20 protein-coding genes and 1 tRNA gene are annotated in these 18,170 nt (G+C 42.0%); 6 read left to right on the top strand and 15 right to left on the bottom strand.

Features of this window, described 5'->3' with window-relative positions; translation table 11 throughout:
• Positions 1-38: 38 nt before the first annotated feature.
• From VIG27_RS04130 to VIG27_RS04190, 13 genes are all read right to left on the bottom strand, one after another.
• Positions 39-1,643 carry a recombinase family protein gene (locus VIG27_RS04130; protein ID WP_394525462.1) on the bottom strand — a complete coding sequence of 535 codons (1,605 nt, stop codon included), beginning with the start codon at positions 1,641-1,643 and terminating at the stop codon, positions 39-41.
• Positions 1,644-1,734: 91 nt separating this feature from the next.
• A complete protein-coding gene (locus VIG27_RS04135; RefSeq protein ID WP_394525465.1) occupies positions 1,735-1,968 on the bottom strand; it encodes a transposon-encoded TnpW family protein in 234 nt (77 codons plus the stop codon).
• Entirely contained in the window at positions 1,958-3,097 is a 1,140-nt protein-coding gene (locus tag VIG27_RS04140; RefSeq protein ID WP_394525468.1) for a relaxase/mobilization nuclease domain-containing protein, read from the bottom strand. Before VIG27_RS04140 ends, VIG27_RS04135 begins: the two co-directional genes overlap by 11 nt.
• Complete coding sequence (locus VIG27_RS04145; protein WP_394525471.1) at positions 3,069-3,398, bottom strand: plasmid mobilization protein; 330 nt, start codon at positions 3,396-3,398, stop codon at positions 3,069-3,071. Before VIG27_RS04145 ends, VIG27_RS04140 begins: the two co-directional genes overlap by 29 nt.
• A 741-nt stretch (positions 3,399-4,139) precedes the next feature.
• Entirely contained in the window at positions 4,140-4,361 is a 222-nt protein-coding gene (locus tag VIG27_RS04150; RefSeq protein WP_394525473.1) for a heavy-metal-associated domain-containing protein, read from the bottom strand.
• Positions 4,362-4,370: 9 nt separating this feature from the next.
• Complete coding sequence (locus VIG27_RS04155; RefSeq protein WP_394525475.1) at positions 4,371-4,604, bottom strand: acyl carrier protein; 234 nt, start codon at positions 4,602-4,604, stop codon at positions 4,371-4,373.
• Complete coding sequence (locus VIG27_RS04160; protein ID WP_394525479.1) at positions 4,601-6,847, bottom strand: HelD family protein; 2,247 nt, start codon at positions 6,845-6,847, stop codon at positions 4,601-4,603. Before VIG27_RS04160 ends, VIG27_RS04155 begins: the two co-directional genes overlap by 4 nt.
• Positions 6,848-6,974: 127 nt before the next feature.
• Complete coding sequence (locus tag VIG27_RS04165; protein WP_394525482.1) at positions 6,975-7,577, bottom strand: TetR/AcrR family transcriptional regulator; 603 nt, start codon at positions 7,575-7,577, stop codon at positions 6,975-6,977.
• A 151-nt stretch (positions 7,578-7,728) separates the two neighbouring features.
• Entirely contained in the window at positions 7,729-8,079 is a 351-nt protein-coding gene (locus tag VIG27_RS04170; RefSeq protein WP_394525485.1) for a TnpV protein, read from the bottom strand.
• 539 nt (positions 8,080-8,618) lie between these two features.
• Positions 8,619-8,894 (bottom strand): hypothetical protein, encoded by a 276-nt coding sequence (locus tag VIG27_RS04175; protein ID WP_394525487.1) that lies wholly within the window; start codon positions 8,892-8,894, stop codon positions 8,619-8,621.
• On the bottom strand, positions 8,878-10,038 hold the full coding sequence (locus VIG27_RS04180; protein ID WP_394525489.1) for a M56 family metallopeptidase: 1,161 nt from the start codon (positions 10,036-10,038) through the stop codon (positions 8,878-8,880). Before VIG27_RS04180 ends, VIG27_RS04175 begins: the two co-directional genes overlap by 17 nt.
• A gap of 1 nt (position 10,039) precedes the next feature.
• Positions 10,040-10,471 carry a BlaI/MecI/CopY family transcriptional regulator gene (locus VIG27_RS04185; RefSeq protein WP_394525493.1) on the bottom strand — a complete coding sequence of 144 codons (432 nt, stop codon included), beginning with the start codon at positions 10,469-10,471 and terminating at the stop codon, positions 10,040-10,042.
• Positions 10,472-11,182: 711 nt separating this feature from the next.
• Positions 11,183-11,268: transfer RNA gene (locus VIG27_RS04190), tRNA-Ser, on the bottom strand.
• A gap of 252 nt (positions 11,269-11,520) precedes the next feature.
• On the opposite strand from VIG27_RS04190, the gene VIG27_RS04195 reads away from it, so the two are divergent.
• The 3 genes from VIG27_RS04195 (at position 11,521) to VIG27_RS04205 (ending at position 14,311) form a co-directional block, all read left to right on the top strand.
• The gene (locus VIG27_RS04195) at positions 11,521-11,742 is read left to right on the top strand and encodes an HPr family phosphocarrier protein (RefSeq protein WP_394525495.1); all 222 of its coding nucleotides are present in this window, start codon (positions 11,521-11,523) and stop codon (positions 11,740-11,742) included.
• Positions 11,743-11,915: 173 nt separating this feature from the next.
• Entirely contained in the window at positions 11,916-13,499 is a 1,584-nt protein-coding gene (locus tag VIG27_RS04200; protein ID WP_394525497.1) for a ClC family H(+)/Cl(-) exchange transporter, read from the top strand.
• 83 nt (positions 13,500-13,582) lie between these two features.
• The gene (locus VIG27_RS04205) at positions 13,583-14,311 is read left to right on the top strand and encodes an N-acetylmuramoyl-L-alanine amidase family protein (protein ID WP_394525499.1); all 729 of its coding nucleotides are present in this window, start codon (positions 13,583-13,585) and stop codon (positions 14,309-14,311) included.
• Positions 14,312-14,427: 116 nt separating this feature from the next.
• Here VIG27_RS04205 and VIG27_RS04210 read toward each other — a convergent pair whose 3' ends face one another.
• Entirely contained in the window at positions 14,428-14,862 is a 435-nt protein-coding gene (locus tag VIG27_RS04210) for a C-GCAxxG-C-C family protein (RefSeq protein WP_394525501.1), read from the bottom strand.
• A 40-nt stretch (positions 14,863-14,902) separates the two neighbouring features.
• Entirely contained in the window at positions 14,903-15,679 is a 777-nt protein-coding gene (locus VIG27_RS04215) for a hypothetical protein (protein ID WP_394527396.1), read from the bottom strand.
• Positions 15,680-15,886: 207 nt separating this feature from the next.
• On the opposite strand from VIG27_RS04215, the gene VIG27_RS04220 reads away from it, so the two are divergent.
• Genes VIG27_RS04220 through VIG27_RS04230 form a run of 3 tightly spaced genes read left to right on the top strand, consistent with a single transcriptional unit; the run spans position 15,887 to position 18,139 of the window.
• A complete protein-coding gene (locus VIG27_RS04220) occupies positions 15,887-16,690 on the top strand; it encodes a basic amino acid ABC transporter substrate-binding protein (protein WP_394525503.1) in 804 nt (267 codons plus the stop codon).
• A 17-nt stretch (positions 16,691-16,707) separates the two neighbouring features.
• On the top strand, positions 16,708-17,400 hold the full coding sequence (locus tag VIG27_RS04225) for an amino acid ABC transporter permease (protein ID WP_394525506.1): 693 nt from the start codon (positions 16,708-16,710) through the stop codon (positions 17,398-17,400).
• Positions 17,390-18,139, top strand: a complete 750-nt coding sequence (locus tag VIG27_RS04230; RefSeq protein ID WP_394525508.1) for an amino acid ABC transporter ATP-binding protein — start codon at positions 17,390-17,392, stop codon at positions 18,137-18,139. The genes VIG27_RS04225 and VIG27_RS04230 overlap by 11 nt, the downstream gene beginning before the upstream one ends.
• Positions 18,140-18,170: the final 31 nt, after the last annotated feature.

The raw sequence follows: 18,170 nt of genomic DNA on the forward strand, positions 1-18,170 counted from the left end.
TGCCGTAGGATATCAAGTCCTACGGCTTTTCTCTTGCCTTAAACCTTGCCCACAAAGTTGAAATAGACATCAACCTGCTGGGTATAGTTTTTCTTCTTCCAGCGTTCGGAACGTTCATGCACCACGATCTTCTCAATAAACTCCCGCACGATTTCAGGTGTCAGCTTCTGAATATCGGTGTACCTGTCTACAATGGTCAGGAAGCGTTCGGCATTCAGCATGGTGTCTTTTCCAAAATGGATTTCCTGTTCCAGTTTCTCAAAGCGCTGGGTAAGTTCCTGGCGTTCCGTTTCATAGTTTCCAGTCAATGCCTTGAACTGTGTTTCGGACAGGTTTTCCAGTGCCAACTGTTCAAATGCTTTTTGCAACAGCTTATCCAAATCCGCAAGACGTTTCTGTACCTTTTCCCGTTCCCTTGTTTTAGAAGAAAGTTCCTGCTTTAACTGGCTTTGGTGCTTATCCATTGCCCGCCTAAGAAATTGTTCGGTATGTTCCTTGGCTTCAGCTGTTACCCGCTGGATTTCTGCAAGCACAATCTGGTGCAGTGCCATGACTTTAATGGTGTGTGGAGTACACTCGTCCTTGTGCGTATGGTATTTTCCGCAGGTATAAGTATACTGTTCCTCGTTCCAGCTTCCACAACGACATAAGTAGTGTTTTGTTCCGCAAGTCTCGCATTCAACCAAGCCTGAAAGCATATCCTGTTCACCTATCTTATTAGGTCTGCGCTTGCCCTGCCGTACCCTCTGCACAATGTCCCATGTTTCCCGATCAATCAAAGGTTCATGAGTGTTCTCAAACCGAAGCCATTTATCAGGTGGGTTATCCTTGGATTTTTTACTTTTGAAAGAGGGAATATAGGAACGGCAATTTACCGTAGTGCCGATATATTCCTCGTGCTCCAAGATGTGTGAAACGGAAGTGGAACTCCATGCATACGGCTGATTCAGCTTAAGACCGGCATTATTTGTACCATAAGTGCGGTAATCATAGACCGTGGGTGAAATAACTTCTTCCTCCCGCAAAATCCGTGCAATCTTGCTGGGGCCTAATCCACTGGCACATAAGGAAAAAATACGCCGAACAATCGGAGCAGTGTCCTCATTGGGAACAATCCGTTTCGGGTCATTGGGGTCTTTCTGGTAGCCGTAGGGCGCTTTAGAGCCGATCCGTTCCCCACGTTTTGCCGCTGCCATTTTTACTGCTTTGATCTTCTTGCTGGTGTCACGGGCGTGCCACTCGTTGAATAAATCACGGATTGCAAGGCTTTCGTCCACCCCCTTGTCCGTGTCCACGGAATCATTGATGGCAATGTACCGTACACCATAGTCAGGGAATTTCTCCTCAATGAGATACCCCATCACAAGGCGATTTCTGCCAAGTCGGGAATGGTCTTTGACAATGATGGTGGACACATTCCCGGCTTCCACCTCCGCCATCATTTCGTTATAGGCAGGGCGGTCAAAGGTCACACCGCTAAATCCATCGTCTGCCCATAGTTTCGGGTTAGGAAAGCCGTTTTTCTCGGCATATTCAGCCAGTATCTGCTTTTGATGCTGGATACTGCCCGATTCGCCCGCAAGCTCGTCCTCTTGGCTTAAGCGGCAATAGAGTGCCGTAATCTTTTCGTTTGACTGTAACATCAAATACTCCTTTCCTCTGTACAGCCAAAACGATTCCGAATAAATTGTATGAATCTATTTTACTCAGAATCGTTCTGCGCGTCCAGACATTTTATTCTTTGTTTTGGTTATTCTCTATGTCACGTTCAATCAGGCGGTTAATTTTATCCTCTGCGGACAGCGTGGCATCTTCCTTAAAATAAGAATTTACAAGGTATTTGATACCCCCAATGATATAGCAAAGAGCCGGACGCTTGCCCGACTCTTCCTGCTCCCATGTACCTTTTTTGCTCTTAAATAAGCGGCATATTTTTTCAAAAAATAGCTTCATGCGGTTACAGTTCATATTCAATTTCCTCCTCATATCCGTTATAATGGTCGTGGTATGGCGCATTCTGCCGTTGCTCCTCCTGCCAGCGCAGCACCTCGGCAAGGGTATCCGCTATGGTAGCCAGAAGAAGCCCAGCTTGTTGGCTTTCTGCCTGTGCCTTTTCGTGTGCCTGACGTGCTTTTTCCAGCATGGAATCCAGTGCCTTGCGAGAGAGAGCAATTTCGATTTCCTGCTTCGTCATGCCATCGAAGGGAATGTCCCGAAAATACATATCCTGATAACGGTCGGGAGTATCCGGGCAATGCAGCTGCCCCAGTTCCAATAAAACCTCCTGCAACAACTGCATATCACTGCGCCCGATATTCGCCAATCTGGTGTTACAGTTCCATGTGTTCTTAAAGTTTTCTATGCTGAAATCGCCGTAGGACATAAGCTTGCGGTTGGAGCATTTGCGTTCTTTCTTCAAGCCATATATACCAGCAGGAATGGTAAACAAAATGCTTTTTTCGCCCACATCAGCATCTATGCCGAGGCTTGCCATGCGGTGCATGAAGTCAGCGGTGTTGTGGCTAAGGGTAAGGCTATTTGCAATGTCCTGTGCCAGCTGCCGTTTCCAGCTTGCTGTTTGAGAATACTCCCCATAGGAACGGTATCCCTTTTTGCCATGCTCAATAACGGACAAACCATGTTCCAGACAAAGTTTATCGGAAAGGGAACGCATCTGTTTCAAATCCTCTGGACTGGACTGCCATTTACAGCCGTTCTCATGGCTGACAGAATTGATGATATAGTGAACGTGCATATGCGCTTCATTGGTATGCACCGCCATCACGACCTGAAAGCCTTGAAAATGCTTATACCGCTTGATAAACTCCTGACCGATTTTGTATGCCAGTTCGGGGCTTACATTATCTCTTGGGTCAAAGCTCTGCACAAAGTGTGCATACTGCCGCCCTGTGTCCTTGTGAAAGGCACGTTTGGTAATAATCAACTGCTGATATTCCTTGCCCTTTAGCAAGTCTTTACAATAAACCAATGCCCCGTTTTGGGTCTTGCCATCATCCTTGATATAGTCCAGCACCGCCCGCAGTCCCGCAAGGTTTCCGACACGCACCTTAATCGGCTTGACTATTGCCATCATCATCACCTCCCAAGGCTGTGTAAATGCGTTCCAACACATCGGAAAGCTGTATCTGCATTGATTCAAGGTTTGGATTCTGCACCGCTCTCTGGTGGCAAAGCACAGTGAGCTGGTTGAGGTTATTGCCGATTTTATTCAGCTCATAGCTGAATTTATCCAGTCCTTTGACGGTGCGGACTTCCTTTCCCAGCACGGCATGACGGCAGAAATCGGACATTCGGATACCTGACTTTTTAACCTTAGACTGAACGAGCTTATGTTCATAGTCCGATACACGAAATGAAATTTTGTGGGTTCTGTTCATGGGAGCACTCCTTTCTGAATGGAGTTCCAAGGGGGCAAAAGCATTTACTCTTTTTTACCTCTGCGGAGCAGGAAAACTATCTGCGCACCGCAAGGGGAGAGGACGGATGTCCGACAGATAGGACGCTTGCCACACCCTTCGGGTGTGAATCCGTCCCTGTTGTCTGACGCTCTTCGCAAAAAGAAAAGAGGGCAAAAGTGCAAAATACCCTTAGGCAATTTTGCACTCTTACCCTCAAATGGACGCAAAAATAGCTCTGTGCGAAAAATCGCACAGAGCTATTCGGTCACAATTCTATTTTGCAAATGAACATAATATCTCCTTGGAACCGGCTGTTTCTTTTAAAAAATCAGACATTCATAAAATAATAAAAGCGTAATAAAAAGGATTTCCAGCCCACAATGCCGATTTGCCGGTTACGCAAATCCCATAACAGCCGCCCCCGATTCTTTCTCAAATCAGGGTGATGCGTGTTACCGTCTTTCAGGCCTGCCGCCACGGCAGAAGTATCATGATTACGCACCGGGGTCGTTGCAATCCTGCTGTACCACACAGCAGTAACAGCCGCAAGGTTTATCGCCGGAAATTAACTTCCGTCAGCGCCCTTCGGCTCGTCGCTCGTCCAATGCTCACGTTGCATTGTGGGATACTATGTTCATTTGTCAAGGTTCATAGGTATAGATTTATAGTAGCATAGTTGCAATTAGGTGTAAAGGCTTCTTTAAAAGTCCGATTATAATATTAGCCCTCATCAAATATCTCTACGACCTCAAACCCCTCCTCGTTAATAGCATCACACAATTCATCTTCAGTTAATGCACCACGGCCATACTCCACAAGAATGGATTCTTCTTCTAAATTTAACGTAACCTTATCCACACCGCTCATCCCCTCTAAAATTCGGGATACGGCACTGCCCATTGGCATATTGTCCATGCCCTCAACAACGATAACCTTTTTCATAATTTCCTCCTATTCTGCAATCAGTGCATCCACATATTTGACCACATCATTCACTGTCTGGAATGTATGGACATCTTCATCATGGATTGTCACCTCAAAACGCTTTTCAATTTCAATCATCAGTTTTGCAATATCTATTGACTCAATATCATATTCCGGTGTTAGTGGCGTTCTGCCACTTAAGTCATTTTCAGAAGCACTTATGACCTCACACAGCAAAGAAATAATAATATCCAACGTCATATCCCCATACCTCCCCCAATAAATGCACTTTTCTCACCAGTATAAAATAGATTAAGGCGATGCAAAGCTCGGGTACTGGCAATGTACAGCAGCTTTTTATCATCAGTGGAATGATAGCTCTCTTTATTTACACCGTAAATTAGCACAGAATCAAACTCTAATCCTTTTGACATAGTGATAGGGATAATAAATACTCCTGCTGTATTCAGGTTTTCACCTGAGTGAACTAAATGAAGACTCAATCTATCTTTTAATCGACTATAAAGGGATTCAGATTCCTGTGCATCCTTACATATAATTCCGATGGATTGGTAGCCTTGGTTTTTACTATAAACAGCTTCTTCGATTATTTTTCCATCGAGCAGATCTATGCTATCCGCTTTGATAACCTGTGGTATGTCGCCACCTCGATTAAAACTTTCAAAGAGCGTGCCATCGTCCAAAAACTGCATACTGAATGAAAGTATTTCTTTGGTGCATCGAAAGCTTTTATTCATGACCATTAAGCAAGAGCTGTTAGGCTGCAAGATATCAGTAATTCTCTCATACAGGCTCATATTTTCCTGCTTTTCAATCGTTTGATTGATATCACCCAATATGGTATATCGTGCATTTGGAAACAATTGCTTTAATATCTCAAAATGAAGATCGTAGTAGTCTTGGGCTTCATCCACTACAACCTGCCGGATGTTTCTGTAGGTATCATTTGTACCAATCAATAGCTGCAAATAGGTTACAGCCAAAGCATCCTCGTTTTGAAGAGTAGAATCTGCGAGTTGTTTTCTTGAGTAGGACAGTATTTCCCCAATGTTATTTGGCAACTCAGTTTCTGCCGAAAGAGAAAGCAATAAATCATCTGTGTCTATCAATTTTTTGTAAAGTGAAACCGGATCCAATTTTATAAATTCATCAACTTTTTGAGCGAGAAGAGTGCTTTCTTCGATAGACAGTTCTCTTGCATGTTCTTCCCAATCAAAAGGATGCTCAGAATCTTCCCTTGCTTGCCGCAATAGTTTAGGCATCCGATCTTTACGCATCTCATGTATTTCGTTAAAAATATGCTGGCGCAGATGGCTCAGCTTTACCGCTAAGCTAATACTGCCATTCATTTGAAGCACACGATCTTTTAAATACTGTCCTGTAAAAACGGTTTTTCCATCATACTCAATATCGGGAAAGACGATATGAGATGTTGGAAGGCTGTCTGCATAACTGTTTAGTATTCTGCTAAATGCTTTGGACATTTTGAATTCCATTGATTGCTTTTTCAGAGCTTTGGTAGTAGATGATGTGCAGGAGATCAGCATTTCAGTTTGGTTGTAACGAGACTGAAATGCTGGTTTGTCTGGCAAACTATCCGTTACCAAATCATCAAACACAACAGATTTCACTTCATCTTCGCCCAGTTCTGGCAGAACATTGGAAATATATTGTTCAAATAGCGTATTAGGCGATAGAATAATAATATCAGATGATTTCAGTCGACTTGAAAGCCCCTGATATTTGAGGTAGGCCACACGATGCAAAGCAATAGAGGTTTTGCCGCTTCCGGCAATTCCCTGAACCATAAGCAGGTCGTGGGTTACATCTCGAATAGCGATATCCTGATCTTTTTGAATGGTTTCTACAATGGTTTTCATTTTGCTGGAGGTATTTCCGGACAGCATTTTGCGTAAAAACTCATCGGCAATCTGAACATCGGCATCAAAAAAGTACTCGAAGACTCCTTTTTTTATCTCATATTGCCGTTTCAACCCAATATCTCCGGCAATGCGGCCACCCGGTGCATCATAATGTGCATTTCCAGTTTCAAAACGGTAAAATAGGCTGGCGATAGGAGAACGCCAATCGTAGATAATAATTCCTTTCTCCTGATCATTAAATAATGTTCCTCTGCCAATATAGACTTTTTCGTATTGTTCTTTAGCTGCCGAACAAAAATCAATTCGGGCGAAATAGGCTGACTGCAATAATCGTTCCAGCAACTGGATCTTTTTAGCACTGGATTCTATTGCAAAAGTATTGCTGGCAAGCGGTTGATAAAATTGGCTTAACTGTGCCGCTCCGTCAAAATCATCTGCGGAATGGGAGGCATTCTCCCACATATCCCGATTAGTTTCTCTTAAATCTTCTATGCTTTTGGAGTTGTCTTTTTTAGCATCCTCCAATTGCAAGTGAATAACTTCAAGAATCTCATTGTAATGAGCAAGTTCTGCATTTAATTCCTGTTCATAGTTTTCCAAGTAAACACCTCATTTCGAATGGTGAAATCTAACGGTAGGCATCATGACCATCGTTACTATTGCCCGATGCTCACATTGGTTAGCGGGATTCACCCTATACAGCATATTTGTTTTTAAATGATTGCACCTAATCATTACTCATAAGACATAATCGAAACATACGGACAGCCTCACGGGTAATATAAGCCTTTAACTCGGCTTCATTTTGAATTAAACCTCTACCTAAAAGATAATTTGATATTTCACCCACAACGTAGCAGTGAGTGTTATGAAGCACCCGTTTGGTCGTATCTGCATTTGGATATTGCCCATAAAGTTCTTTCCATATTTCGGCTATATGTTGATTCAACATTTTGTTTGTCGCTTCTGTAGCTTCAATATCTCCCTGCGGACGGTCGCCATCAATATATTCATGCCATGCCAGCCGAAACCAGCCTTTGTTATCCAGATACATTTCAACAAAGGCTTCAAAAAAATAGGCAAGGCGCATTTCTGCGGTATTTGCTATGTCCAGCTTTTTTGTGAGCATTTTCATAAATATCTCCTGTATGGTAGCGTGTGTTTCCCATAACAAATCATTATACGAGGGGAAATAATTGTATAAATTTGTATGAGCGCATCCTAATGTGCGAGCTATTTCTCGAAGATTAAGACCCCGCAGATCACTCTTATTCCGCATAAGTTCAAGAGCTGTTTCAACAATTTGCTCTTTTGTTATATTTTTTTTCACATTGCACCTCCAGCTTACATTACCAACGGTAATTACCGATGGTAATGTAAGCATACTCCTATCAATTCTTTTTGTCAACAACAATGCATGAAAAAGCGGGGGATAGTAACCGAATATCGGCTTCTATCCCCCGCTTGATATGTGGATTATTCTACCTGTATATTAAATCGTATAGGACACACTCGTCTGCAATCCCCTGTGCCATCTCAAATAAGCGAATACGTTCCATCGTATCTTCCTCTGGCAGGGGGTGTTCTTTCAGATACTCCGCACGAATGAACTCCGCCATCTCGAAAGCAGTTTTGTCAATGGTAATACAATGCTCTGCCAACTTGCCGGTTAGAAGTAGTTCTCTGTACATTTCCGGCTTTTGTTCATGAAGGTAATTCAGGCGAAGCCGTCCATATTTCCCCAAGTTGTCAAGCTCCGATTTTCCGTCAATTTCTATGTTGGGATACAATAACCCATCAATCTCTGTGTATTCAAATTCAAACTTTGCCATAAAGCAAATCCTCCAATAAAGATTATTTACAATTCATCGTAATCGTTCGGCTGTGTGCTAAACAACTATGATTTTCGTAAACATCCTTATTGGAGGACTGCTAAAGCCGCCGGACTGCTTTTTTCAACTCTACGAAGCGTCCCCTTTTCTGCAAATTGATAAAGTCAATTCTGATTGGTATAGGAGCTAAAAACGATCATTTTGATCCGGAGGTTTCCCTCTGTGGGGCAGGCTGACTAAGGAAAACAATGTTTAAAAAGGAGGACGTTCTATGAGAAAAACTATATTGAAAAACAGGCAGTCTGCGATTGTAATATAATTACAGCCAATGGTTCGGCAGCATTGGAATTTGCGATGGAAATACTGATGCTTCTAAAAGCAAAACCCAAAGATATCATATTGGAAAATTACAAGCTTCATAAGATGGGATATTATTAAAAAAATGAAAGAAAAACGCTGCAAAGCCAGATCGCCTGCAGCGTTTTTTTGTATCCTTAGAAACGAGAAATTGAACGGGTATGATAAAGCATGATTTTAATCTAACATAATTCCCATTCCCCTACCCATTTTTGCTTTGAATAATTATACTGTCTGCGATACATTTTTCCATCAACGGCTTTATAACGCCATCCCAGGATATCCCTAAATGGATATGCGATATATTCATCTGATTCGGAACTGGTAGCACTCTGTGCCGTGGTAGGTGGAGTGTATGGAATATCTGCCGGTTTCGTTTGAGCATACGCCTCTGTTGAAAAAGTGAGAGCGAGTAATGTGGATACGCATAATAGTAATTTCTTATTTCTTTTCCTCATATTTTTTTGCCTCCTCTAAATTATGATAAACATTTAAATTGGAATAGGAATCTTTAATCTCCTGAACAGCTGCAAAAAAACGATTGTTTATATATACATCATACCCGCCGTCAGAATTTAATACTAAATAACTGGAATCTTTTGTTAATTCAACAGTATTTGCGGCATGGTCAGGAGATATTGCATACGGTTCAAAAACAGCAATAAAAGAGAAATACAATAATAGCAGCAATGGGATGATCAAAATTGCGGATAAACGTTTGTAGTTTAAACGCTCATAAGTTCCTAGTATTAAGTGGAACCTTTGAGAGAGTACGGAGGTTTTTCCGCTTTCAAAAGCCACGGAATAATAATTGCGTCTTTCAGTCGAAAGACTCTTAGCGACTTTTAGCAAGCAATCTAAATATTTCGCCTTTTCATATTCATTCAATGATTTCGTGACTTTTGAATCAGCTCTGAATTCAAGCATTTTGTCGATCTCAGCATTAAGAAGATACACAAACGGATTCCACCAGTAGATGATTCTTAATAGCTGAACAAATAGTTTGATCTGTAAATCTCCATTATAATAGTGGGATATCTCATGTTTTAGTATAAAGTACCATTCCTCATAGGTTAAATCCATGGAAGGAACGATGATTTTAGGACAACGATAGCCGTAAAGCATAGGTGTGGAAAATAAGTCGGAATAAATTACTTGGAAAGCCACAGGTTTTTTATGTTTTTTTGCTAATGTATGTAATAGATTATTTATCTTTGCATTGTGGATTATAGGCTGTTGTTTCACTACCTGTCCAAAGCGCATGCGGGTTATTATTGTGGAAGCAGTGGTAATTGCGATTCCAACTACCCATACAATGAAGCCGATATGAAATATTGTAAAGGTTTTGTTAAATGCAGTCATAACAGGAGTCTGTAAAACACCTAGGATGTTTGGCATAAAATATCTGCTGGCAAAGGAATCAGAAAAAGGAAATTCAAAGGGGAGTACTAGCCGCATGGCGATAAAACCAATAACAATAAAAATACTTTTTATCCCTACCTGAACCATTCTGCCTACGTCACGAAGATAAAACCAAATAAAAATAATGAGTAAGCTGCATAAAAACACAACTGATAGCAGGGAAGAGGGTGAAAAGAACATTTTATTCCTCCTCTTCTTTTTGATCTTCCTGACTAAGCTGCTTTTTTCTCTCCTCAAGCAGCTTTTCCAGTTCTTTGATTGTATCTGCTTCATTTTTTTCATGTTTAAGAAGGGTTGTTACAATATTTTTTGTAGTAATGGACCGGTCCAGACTTTTAAAGTTGTTTATAACTTCGTAACTAATAAAATCTTCCCGGCTGATTAAAGGGCGATAACTCCGGGACAAAACGGTACCGCTGTGTATGATATCCGCCACCTCAATGACGTTCTTTGCTAAAAGATTTCTTAAGCCCAGTTGAACCGAGCTGATACTCAAGTTCGGATTTATTTTGATGATATCAGAAGCTAATAAAGGAGTATTACTGTTCCATAGCACTTCAAGGATATCTTTTTCTCTATTTGTTACTTTTAAGTTGATTTTTTTATTTGACATTTTCATCTGCCTTTCTTGGAATAATTACAATATACTTTTATTAGTATAATAATACCGTTCAGCTATGTTGTCAATGGCTGATTAAGTATATAATATTATACATATATAGTAATTGACAATCATTACAATAAGTAATACAATGACATTACAATTAATTGTAATATAAAGAAAAGGTGATTTCTTAATTTACTGATTGAACAGATTCATAATTTATTTTTTAAATTTAAAAGGAGGAATATTTATTGAAAAACTAAGTTTATAAAAAGGGTTGGAAGTTGTGCACTGTCTCTTGTGATGGTATTTTCTCTTGGAGTACCTGCATTTGCAGCAGAAGGTCACGATTCTAAACAAAGAAACAGGCGAAAAAAGTTACTTAATATATGATAAGTTATCCAATACAATTTATTCTTCTATTACTATAAGTGGGAAATAAGCCGTTATCAAATGTTAGCTATCTACGCTATAATTGTATCGAGTTTAATTTGTTTGATATGGCTGCAAAACATAAAAAAGACTTATAAATATGTTCTCTCTATACTATTGATTGGTTCAGCAATTATGGTTTGTTTCTTTGGGAACTTGCCATAAGCCAGGTTTCGTTTTACTCAGTGAGCACATCGTCATTGGATGATTTGAAGGAAATACTTCCAGTTACTACAAACGGGCATAAAAAAACACGTAAATCTTTGATTTACGTGGGAGTATTGTAAACGGAAGCGGTGGGATTCGAACCCACGTGCCCTTGCGGACAACCGCATTTCGAGTGCGGCTCGTTATGACCACTTCGATACGCTTCCAATGATTTCTTATTCCCTCATTACAAAATGCCAATATCCATTTTATAAAAAGAGCGAACGATACGATTATACACGATAATGACAGTTTTGGGTAGTGGTTTTTATGAAATTTTTGCTTTTTCCCCGAATAAGCTTCGATACTATGGAAATAATAGGGATGAATATAAAATGATACATAATATATATAGATGATCCATTTCTTGTTGTTTCATTATTTTAAAACATACCATGTTCATGAGAAGAGGTGCAAAAATGCAGAATATGAAGTACACATTTTCTACGGTTGAAGAGTTGGTCGCATTTGTGGGAAGAGCGGAGAAATGTAATTTTGAAATAGATGTCATCTATAATCAGCTGGTCATTGATGGGAAATCCCTTATGGGGGTCATGCTCATTGGGATCGGAAGGCAGGTGGAGATCGTCTGTCATAATAAAGATGCTTGCCCTGAGGAGTTGGTGGGGCACGCTGCATAGCAGGCAATTGATGATTTGAAAACAGGTCAGCCTTGTTCTATTTATAAAAACAGGGCTGATTTTTTGTGCGTTTTGGGGCTTTTTCTTGCAAACTGTAAAAATTAGGAATATAATTTTAAGTTGTTTGCAGACAATGCAAAAAAAGCAATGAGTAAAAAGTAGGAGGATTAGAAATGCAGACGGAAGAACATTCGATCAAAAACACCATAAATCGTTTCCGCAGTTTTCGTTACGCATTGATACTGGAAGGAATTGTCACGGGAGCTGTTTCTGGCGCAGTCGTCGTTTTCTTTCGGTATTTATTGACTTATGCGGACCAAATACTGCAGTCGGTGTTGGCGTATGGAAAAAATCATAGTTGGGTGATTCCCGTATGGTTTGCCTTTTTGGCAGCGGCCGCAATGCTTGTGGCTGTACTTTTAAAATGGGAATCCTTGATATCAGGAAGCGGAATCCCCCAGGTAGAAGGTGAAATGATCGGAGAACTAGATCCCTGTTGGTGGAAAATAATGATTGCAAAGCTGAGTGGAGGACTTTTGGCAATTGGGTCCGGTTTGTCTCTTGGAAGGGAAGGTCCCAGCATTCAGCTTGGGGCGATGGCAGCCAAGGGCTTTTCCCGGCTGACCAAAAGGGCAAGAACAGAAGAAAAGCTTCTCATCACCTGCGGAGCCAGTGCAGGTCTGTCTGCCGCCTTTAATGCACCTATTGCCGGAGTTTTGTTTTCCCTGGAAGAAATTCATAAACATTTTTCCCCGGAGATACTTTTGTCAACCATGGCTTCCTCCATTACTGCGGATTTTGTATCCAGGAATGTATTTGGATTAACCCCTGTTTTCAACTTTCAGATCACCCAAATGATGCCTTTAAATTCTTACGGTCATGTGATCTTGTTTGGTGTAATCCTTGGAGGAATGGGCATCATTTACAACACCTGTCTTTCAAAAACCCAGGATATGTTTCAGAAGATCCCCTATCCGGCGGGACGCATTATAATTCCTTTTTTGTTGGCTGGTGTCTTTGGCTTTACCTATCCATATGTGCTTGGAGGCGGTCATCCGTTGGTGGAAAGTCTGACCTCTCAACATATGCTGGCAGGTACCTTATGCCTGCTTTTTGTTTTGAAGTTCAGTTTTTCCATGGTAAGCTTCAGCTCCGGGGTACCAGGGGGAATATTTTTGCCGCTGCTGGTCCTGGGGGCCGTGATAGGAAATATTTATTTCCAGATTATAAATCAAACCACCGGTTCCCTCCATGGACTTTTGGATAATTTTATCATACTTGGCATGGCCGGTTATTTTTCCGCCATTGTCCGTGCTCCCATTACAGGGATTATTCTGATCAGTGAGATGACAGGCAGCTTCTCACATTTGCTGACGCTTTCTATGGTATCGCTGGTTGCATATGTGATTCCTGACATGGTTCACTGTGCTCCGGTGTATGACCAGCTTCTTCATCGCCTTCTTTCAAAATTAGATCCGGAGAGAAGAAATATCCGGTCGGGACAGAAGGTTTTGGTGGAAGGTATGATTTTTCACGGAAGCGAAGCGGAAGGACGGAGAGTTTCTGAAATTTGCTGGCCCGGAACCTGCCTTCTGGTGTCGCTCATACGGGGGGAAGCAGAATTTGTTCCAAGAGGAGACACAATTTTGGCAGCGGGGGATAAGATCGTGATTCTCTGCGACGAAACCGTTCAGAAAAAGCTTCATGACGTTTTGCAGGATGTGTGTGAAACAGTGAAAATGGAAGCTAAAGTCTGAATGCAGCAATTATCCGGTTTTTTGGTTGACTTTCTCCTGTAAATAGACTTAAACTTAAAAAAAGCAAATCAGGAGTTTCAAATATGAAAAATCAAACGAAGGAAGGCCGCGATGAACTGGAAAGGCGCCGCCGTGCCAGAGAGCGCCGCAGGAAGCAGAAGAAAAAACAAAAGCGGAAACAATTTCAATACATAGGGGGGAAGGTCCTGGTTCTGACCATGGTACTGACCGCATTGCTGATTGGACTTAGCGTGGTATTTCGCAATAATTATGTGGATTTAAGGACCGTTGACATGCCGGAATGGGTCAGTCAGGAATTTATAACCCCCAATCCATATTCAAGACCGGGAACAGAATTAAAGCAGATCCATCAAATCGTGATTCATTATGTAGCAAATCCGGGAACCACTGCCAGACAGAACATGGCTTATTTTGACAGCTTAAAGGATCAGACGGGAGAGAAGAAGATATCGGCAAGCAGCCATTTTATCATCGGGCTTGAGGGAGAGATTATTCAGGGAATTCCTCTCTATGAGATGGCCTATGCAACTTCAAGGGAAAAAAATGTGGATACCATTTCCATAGAATGCTGCCATCCGGACGAAACCGGGAAGTTCAATGAGAACACCTATGATTCTCTGGTAAATTTCACCGCCTGGCTGTGCCGGAATTTAAAGCTGACGGAAAAAGATGTAATCAGGCACTACGATGCCACCGGTAAGGATTGCCCCCGGTATTTTGTCGCTCATGAAGAGGAATGGAAAAAGTTTCTGCAGGATGTAAAAGAGGCAAGAAAACAGATCATTCCATAAATTGTGGAATTTTTAAATCCTCCATAAGAATGTTTCCCTAACCAAACCGGTTTTTTTAAAGGATTACCGGAGGTGGAAACAGGCTTATGAGAGGATTTTTTGCTTGCTGTACCTATTTATTGAGTTAGTTCATCTCCATAAAGCCTTGATTCGATGATTCTTACTGCATCGGCGATGCAGTCGTTGCAGGAGCGGAGCACGGTCCCCGTTTCGGTTCCTTTTAAATCCTTGCAGATCACACTGCCGTTTTGCTCTTTAAAATCCTGTAAGCATTGTTTGGACATCTGGTAGGAGATTTTCTTGGAATCCGGTTTTTGCAGATGTGCCGAGCTGTTTTTTAAGCCGGAGAGTATGGCGGCGGCTCCGATGGCCCCGCAGGTTCCCTCCATACCGCCCATTCCAAGGCCCATTCCTTCGGTAATGCGGAACATGGTTTCTTCATCAAGGCCGGTTTCATCACAGAATACACAGGAGACCGCCTGTGCACAGTTGTAGCCTTGTTGGTGTTTTTTCAGAGCCGCTTCCACTCTTTTTGATGTTGTACTTTTCATATGAAGATTCCTCCTATCTGATACAAATGATAATACCGGATCACAATACCGTCGGGACAGACCGAATGTGGACCCGGTTGAAGATGAGGTGAAACAGAAAGCCTCCCAGGCAGGTGGCAAGTAAGTAGACCGCATTGCCTGCCGGTATGCCAAAGAGTAATGAAATGTCATGAAAAACGACCTGCGCAGAAGGATAATAAGGGGAAATATAGAACATATCCGCCTGACCCAAAGGCTTGGCTGTCCGGTTTATTATAGAAGCAATGATGCAGCAAACCATAAATACAGGGAGCGTCCGCCAAAACCCCATAAGAGAAACGTCCGAATAACGGGAAAAGGCGATGACCAGCCCGATGTAAACCAGCAGCAGGTGCCAGATCAACCCATGGAGTGTTAAAAACCAGTAGGACTGGAACAGCCCGGAAGGCTCTGCCAGCGCCATGATACCGCCCAAAAGATTAAAGTCCTGCATAAAGGTACACAGTATGGTTTTATGCTTTTTGCCTGGTACAAAGGGAAGAATCAGGCAGAAATACATGGGAAGGCTGCATAACTGAAATGGAAAATACCACCAGTTATAGGTCTGTTCATTAACAACATAATATAGAAACAGCTGCTTCCATAATTCCGTTGCGGCAAGCACCACCCCGCAGAAAAACAGCAAACGCGGGAGCTTCTGGTTATTTATTCTCCTGTTTGTATAATAAGCCAGTAAAACTACGGTTATCAGTCCAATGGCAACAAACAGGATATGAAACAGGGAATAAGGAGCCGGCGGAATCATGGGCCATGCGGTTTTCTCAAGAATTTCCTTCATCATTATTACCTTCATTTCTGGGTTGTTTCTGATTTATGCTATATTATATAGGATTGCCCTAAAACATGCAAGGTAAATGAAAAACTGTGCAAAATTAAGCGTTTTCTTCCGACGAAGTACTTGATTAATTCCCAAAATGCTATATAATGTATAACTGATACTTGATTTTATAATTATGCAACTTTGTGCATATAAGGAGGAATCATTATGAAAAAGAACGTAATTACGATTGCCGCAGCAGTATGTATGGCTGCCGTTTTGACCGCATGTGGATCAGCACCAAAGACAGAATCAACAGCAGCAGCAGATAGCTCTGCAGCAGAAACAAAGACATCGGAAAGTGAAGCAGCAGGCGGAAAGCTGGTTATGGTAACCAATGCAGAATTTCCCCCATATGAATTCCGTGAGGGCAATGAAATCGTGGGTATTGATGCAGACATTGCAAGAGCCATCGCTGATAAATTAGGCATGGAACTGGAAATTGAGGATATGGCATTTGATTCTCTGATTCCTGCAATACAGTCCGGCAAGGCAGATTTTACGGCTGCTGGAATGACTGTGAATGAGGAACGTAAAAAGAATGTGGATTTTACAGATACTTACGCTGAGGCAGCTCAGGTAATCATTGTAAAAGAAGGCAGTGATATTAAATCTCCGGATGACCTGGAAGGAAAGAAAATTGGCGTACAGACAGGTACGACCGGTGATATTTACGCAGATGATATCAAGGATGCAGACATTCAGCGTTTCCCTAAGGGAATGGACGGAGTTATGGCCCTTACTCAGGGCAAAGTAGATGCAGTAATCATTGACCGTGAACCTGCTAAAGTATTTGTTAAAGAAAATGCAGGATTACAGGTATTAGATGAAGCGTTTACCGAAGAAGAATATGCCATTGCTGTGAAAAAAGGCAATACAGAATTAGTAGAGAAAATGAACGGAGCCATTAAGGAATTAAAGGAATCCGGTGAACTGCAGAAGATCGTAGATAAGTACATTACTGCAGAATAAGAAAAAGGAAGAGAGCCATGTGGGAAAAGCTAAGAGATGATTTTTATCTGAATTTTATCACGGATGACCGTTGGAAATACATTACCGACGGCTTGCAGAATACGTTAAAGATCACGTTTTTTGCAGTATTGATCGGTATTGTGCTGGGATTTCTGGTTGCAATTATTCGTTCGACTTATGAAAACACCCGTAAGTTAAAGCTTTTGAATGGGATCTGCACCGTTTATCTGACGGTAATCCGGGGAACGCCGGTTGTAGTACAGCTTATGATCATGTATTTCATTATTTTTGCGATCCATGATCCTGGGCAGGTGTTTACAGCAATTCTGGCATTTGGAATCAACTCCGGCGCCTATGTGGCAGAAATTTTCCGAAGCGGAATCAGTTCCATTGAACGGGGCCAGTTTGAGGCAGGCCGAAGCCTGGGATTTACTTATGCCCAGACCATGTGGTTCATCATTATGCCCCAGGCTTTTAAAAACGTGGTTCCCACTCTGGCAAACGAGTTCATTGTGCTTTTGAAGGAAACGTCCGTAGCAGGATACATAGGGCTGCAGGATTTAACCAAAGGCGGTGACATCATCAAGAGCCGTACTTATTCCGCATTTATGCCTCTGATTTCCGTGGCCCTTATTTATCTGGTCATGGTCATGGTATTTTCGTATCTTGTAAAATTACTGGAGAGGAGGCTGAAGAGAAGTGAGCATTGATGATTTTGGAAAACCTCTGATTCAGGTACAGAATCTTGGGAAAAAGTTTGGTGATCTGGAAGTGTTAAAAGACATTTCCGTAGATATCTATAAGGGAGACGTGGTCTGTGTCATTGGTCCTTCCGGTTCCGGTAAGAGTACGTTTCTCCGGTGCCTGAACCGTCTGGAGGAACCCACCAGCGGACATATCCTGTTTGAAGGCGTGGACATTGTGGATAAGAAAACCAACATCGACAAACACCGTCAGAAGATGGGAATGGTATTCCAGCAGTTTAACTTGTTCCCTCATATGACGATATTAAAAAATTTGACCCTGGCTCCCATAAAGCTTCAGGGCCGCAGTACCAAAGATGCCGAAGATCAGGCTTTGAAGCTGCTTGAAAAGGTTGGGTTAAAGGACCGGGCAGATTCCTATCCAAACCAGCTCTCAGGCGGTCAGAAACAGCGTATCGCCATTGTCCGGGCCTTGTGCATGAACCCGGATGTGATGCTTTTTGACGAGCCTACCTCTGCCCTTGACCCGGAGATGGTGGGCGAGGTATTATCGGTTATGAGAGAGCTTGCCCAAGAGAGGATGACCATGGTGGTGGTTACCCATGAAATGGGATTTGCAAAAGAAGTAGCCACCCGCGTCATGTTTATGGACGGCGGATATTTTCTGGAAGAAAACAAGCCGGAAGAATTCTTTGAAAATCCCCAAAATGAAAGATTGAAACTGTTTTTAAGTAAAGTACTGTAAAAAAAGCGTTCCCGGTGTTGACTGCCGGGAA

Origin of the sequence: Lacrimispora sinapis, assembly GCF_043633585.1 — a bacterium.
GTDB lineage: Bacteria > Bacillota > Clostridia > Lachnospirales > Lachnospiraceae > Lacrimispora > Lacrimispora sinapis.

Excerpts from the sequence above, each read along its gene's own strand:
- VIG27_RS04130 (WP_394525462.1), bottom strand. The coding sequence starts at position 1,643 with ATGTTACAGTCAAACGAAAAGATTACGGCACTCTATTGCCGCTTAAGC.
- VIG27_RS04135 (WP_394525465.1), bottom strand. The coding sequence starts at position 1,968 with ATGAACTGTAACCGCATGAAGCTATTTTTTGAAAAAATATGCCGCTTA.
- VIG27_RS04140 (WP_394525468.1), bottom strand. The coding sequence starts at position 3,097 with ATGATGATGGCAATAGTCAAGCCGATTAAGGTGCGTGTCGGAAACCTT.
- VIG27_RS04145 (WP_394525471.1), bottom strand. The coding sequence starts at position 3,398 with ATGAACAGAACCCACAAAATTTCATTTCGTGTATCGGACTATGAACAT.
- VIG27_RS04150 (WP_394525473.1), bottom strand. The coding sequence starts at position 4,361 with ATGAAAAAGGTTATCGTTGTTGAGGGCATGGACAATATGCCAATGGGC.
- VIG27_RS04155 (WP_394525475.1), bottom strand. The coding sequence starts at position 4,604 with ATGACGTTGGATATTATTATTTCTTTGCTGTGTGAGGTCATAAGTGCT.
- VIG27_RS04170 (WP_394525485.1), bottom strand. The coding sequence starts at position 8,079 with ATGGCAAAGTTTGAATTTGAATACACAGAGATTGATGGGTTATTGTAT.
- VIG27_RS04175 (WP_394525487.1), bottom strand. The coding sequence starts at position 8,894 with ATGAGGAAAAGAAATAAGAAATTACTATTATGCGTATCCACATTACTC.
- VIG27_RS04180 (WP_394525489.1), bottom strand. The coding sequence starts at position 10,038 with ATGTTCTTTTCACCCTCTTCCCTGCTATCAGTTGTGTTTTTATGCAGC.
- VIG27_RS04185 (WP_394525493.1), bottom strand. The coding sequence starts at position 10,471 with ATGTCAAATAAAAAAATCAACTTAAAAGTAACAAATAGAGAAAAAGAT.
- VIG27_RS04195 (WP_394525495.1), top strand. The coding sequence starts at position 11,521 with ATGCAGAATATGAAGTACACATTTTCTACGGTTGAAGAGTTGGTCGCA.
- VIG27_RS04200 (WP_394525497.1), top strand. The coding sequence starts at position 11,916 with ATGCAGACGGAAGAACATTCGATCAAAAACACCATAAATCGTTTCCGC.
- VIG27_RS04205 (WP_394525499.1), top strand. The coding sequence starts at position 13,583 with ATGAAAAATCAAACGAAGGAAGGCCGCGATGAACTGGAAAGGCGCCGC.
- VIG27_RS04210 (WP_394525501.1), bottom strand. The coding sequence starts at position 14,862 with ATGAAAAGTACAACATCAAAAAGAGTGGAAGCGGCTCTGAAAAAACAC.
- VIG27_RS04215 (WP_394527396.1), bottom strand. The coding sequence starts at position 15,679 with ATGAAGGAAATTCTTGAGAAAACCGCATGGCCCATGATTCCGCCGGCT.
- VIG27_RS04220 (WP_394525503.1), top strand. The coding sequence starts at position 15,887 with ATGAAAAAGAACGTAATTACGATTGCCGCAGCAGTATGTATGGCTGCC.
- VIG27_RS04225 (WP_394525506.1), top strand. The coding sequence starts at position 16,708 with ATGTGGGAAAAGCTAAGAGATGATTTTTATCTGAATTTTATCACGGAT.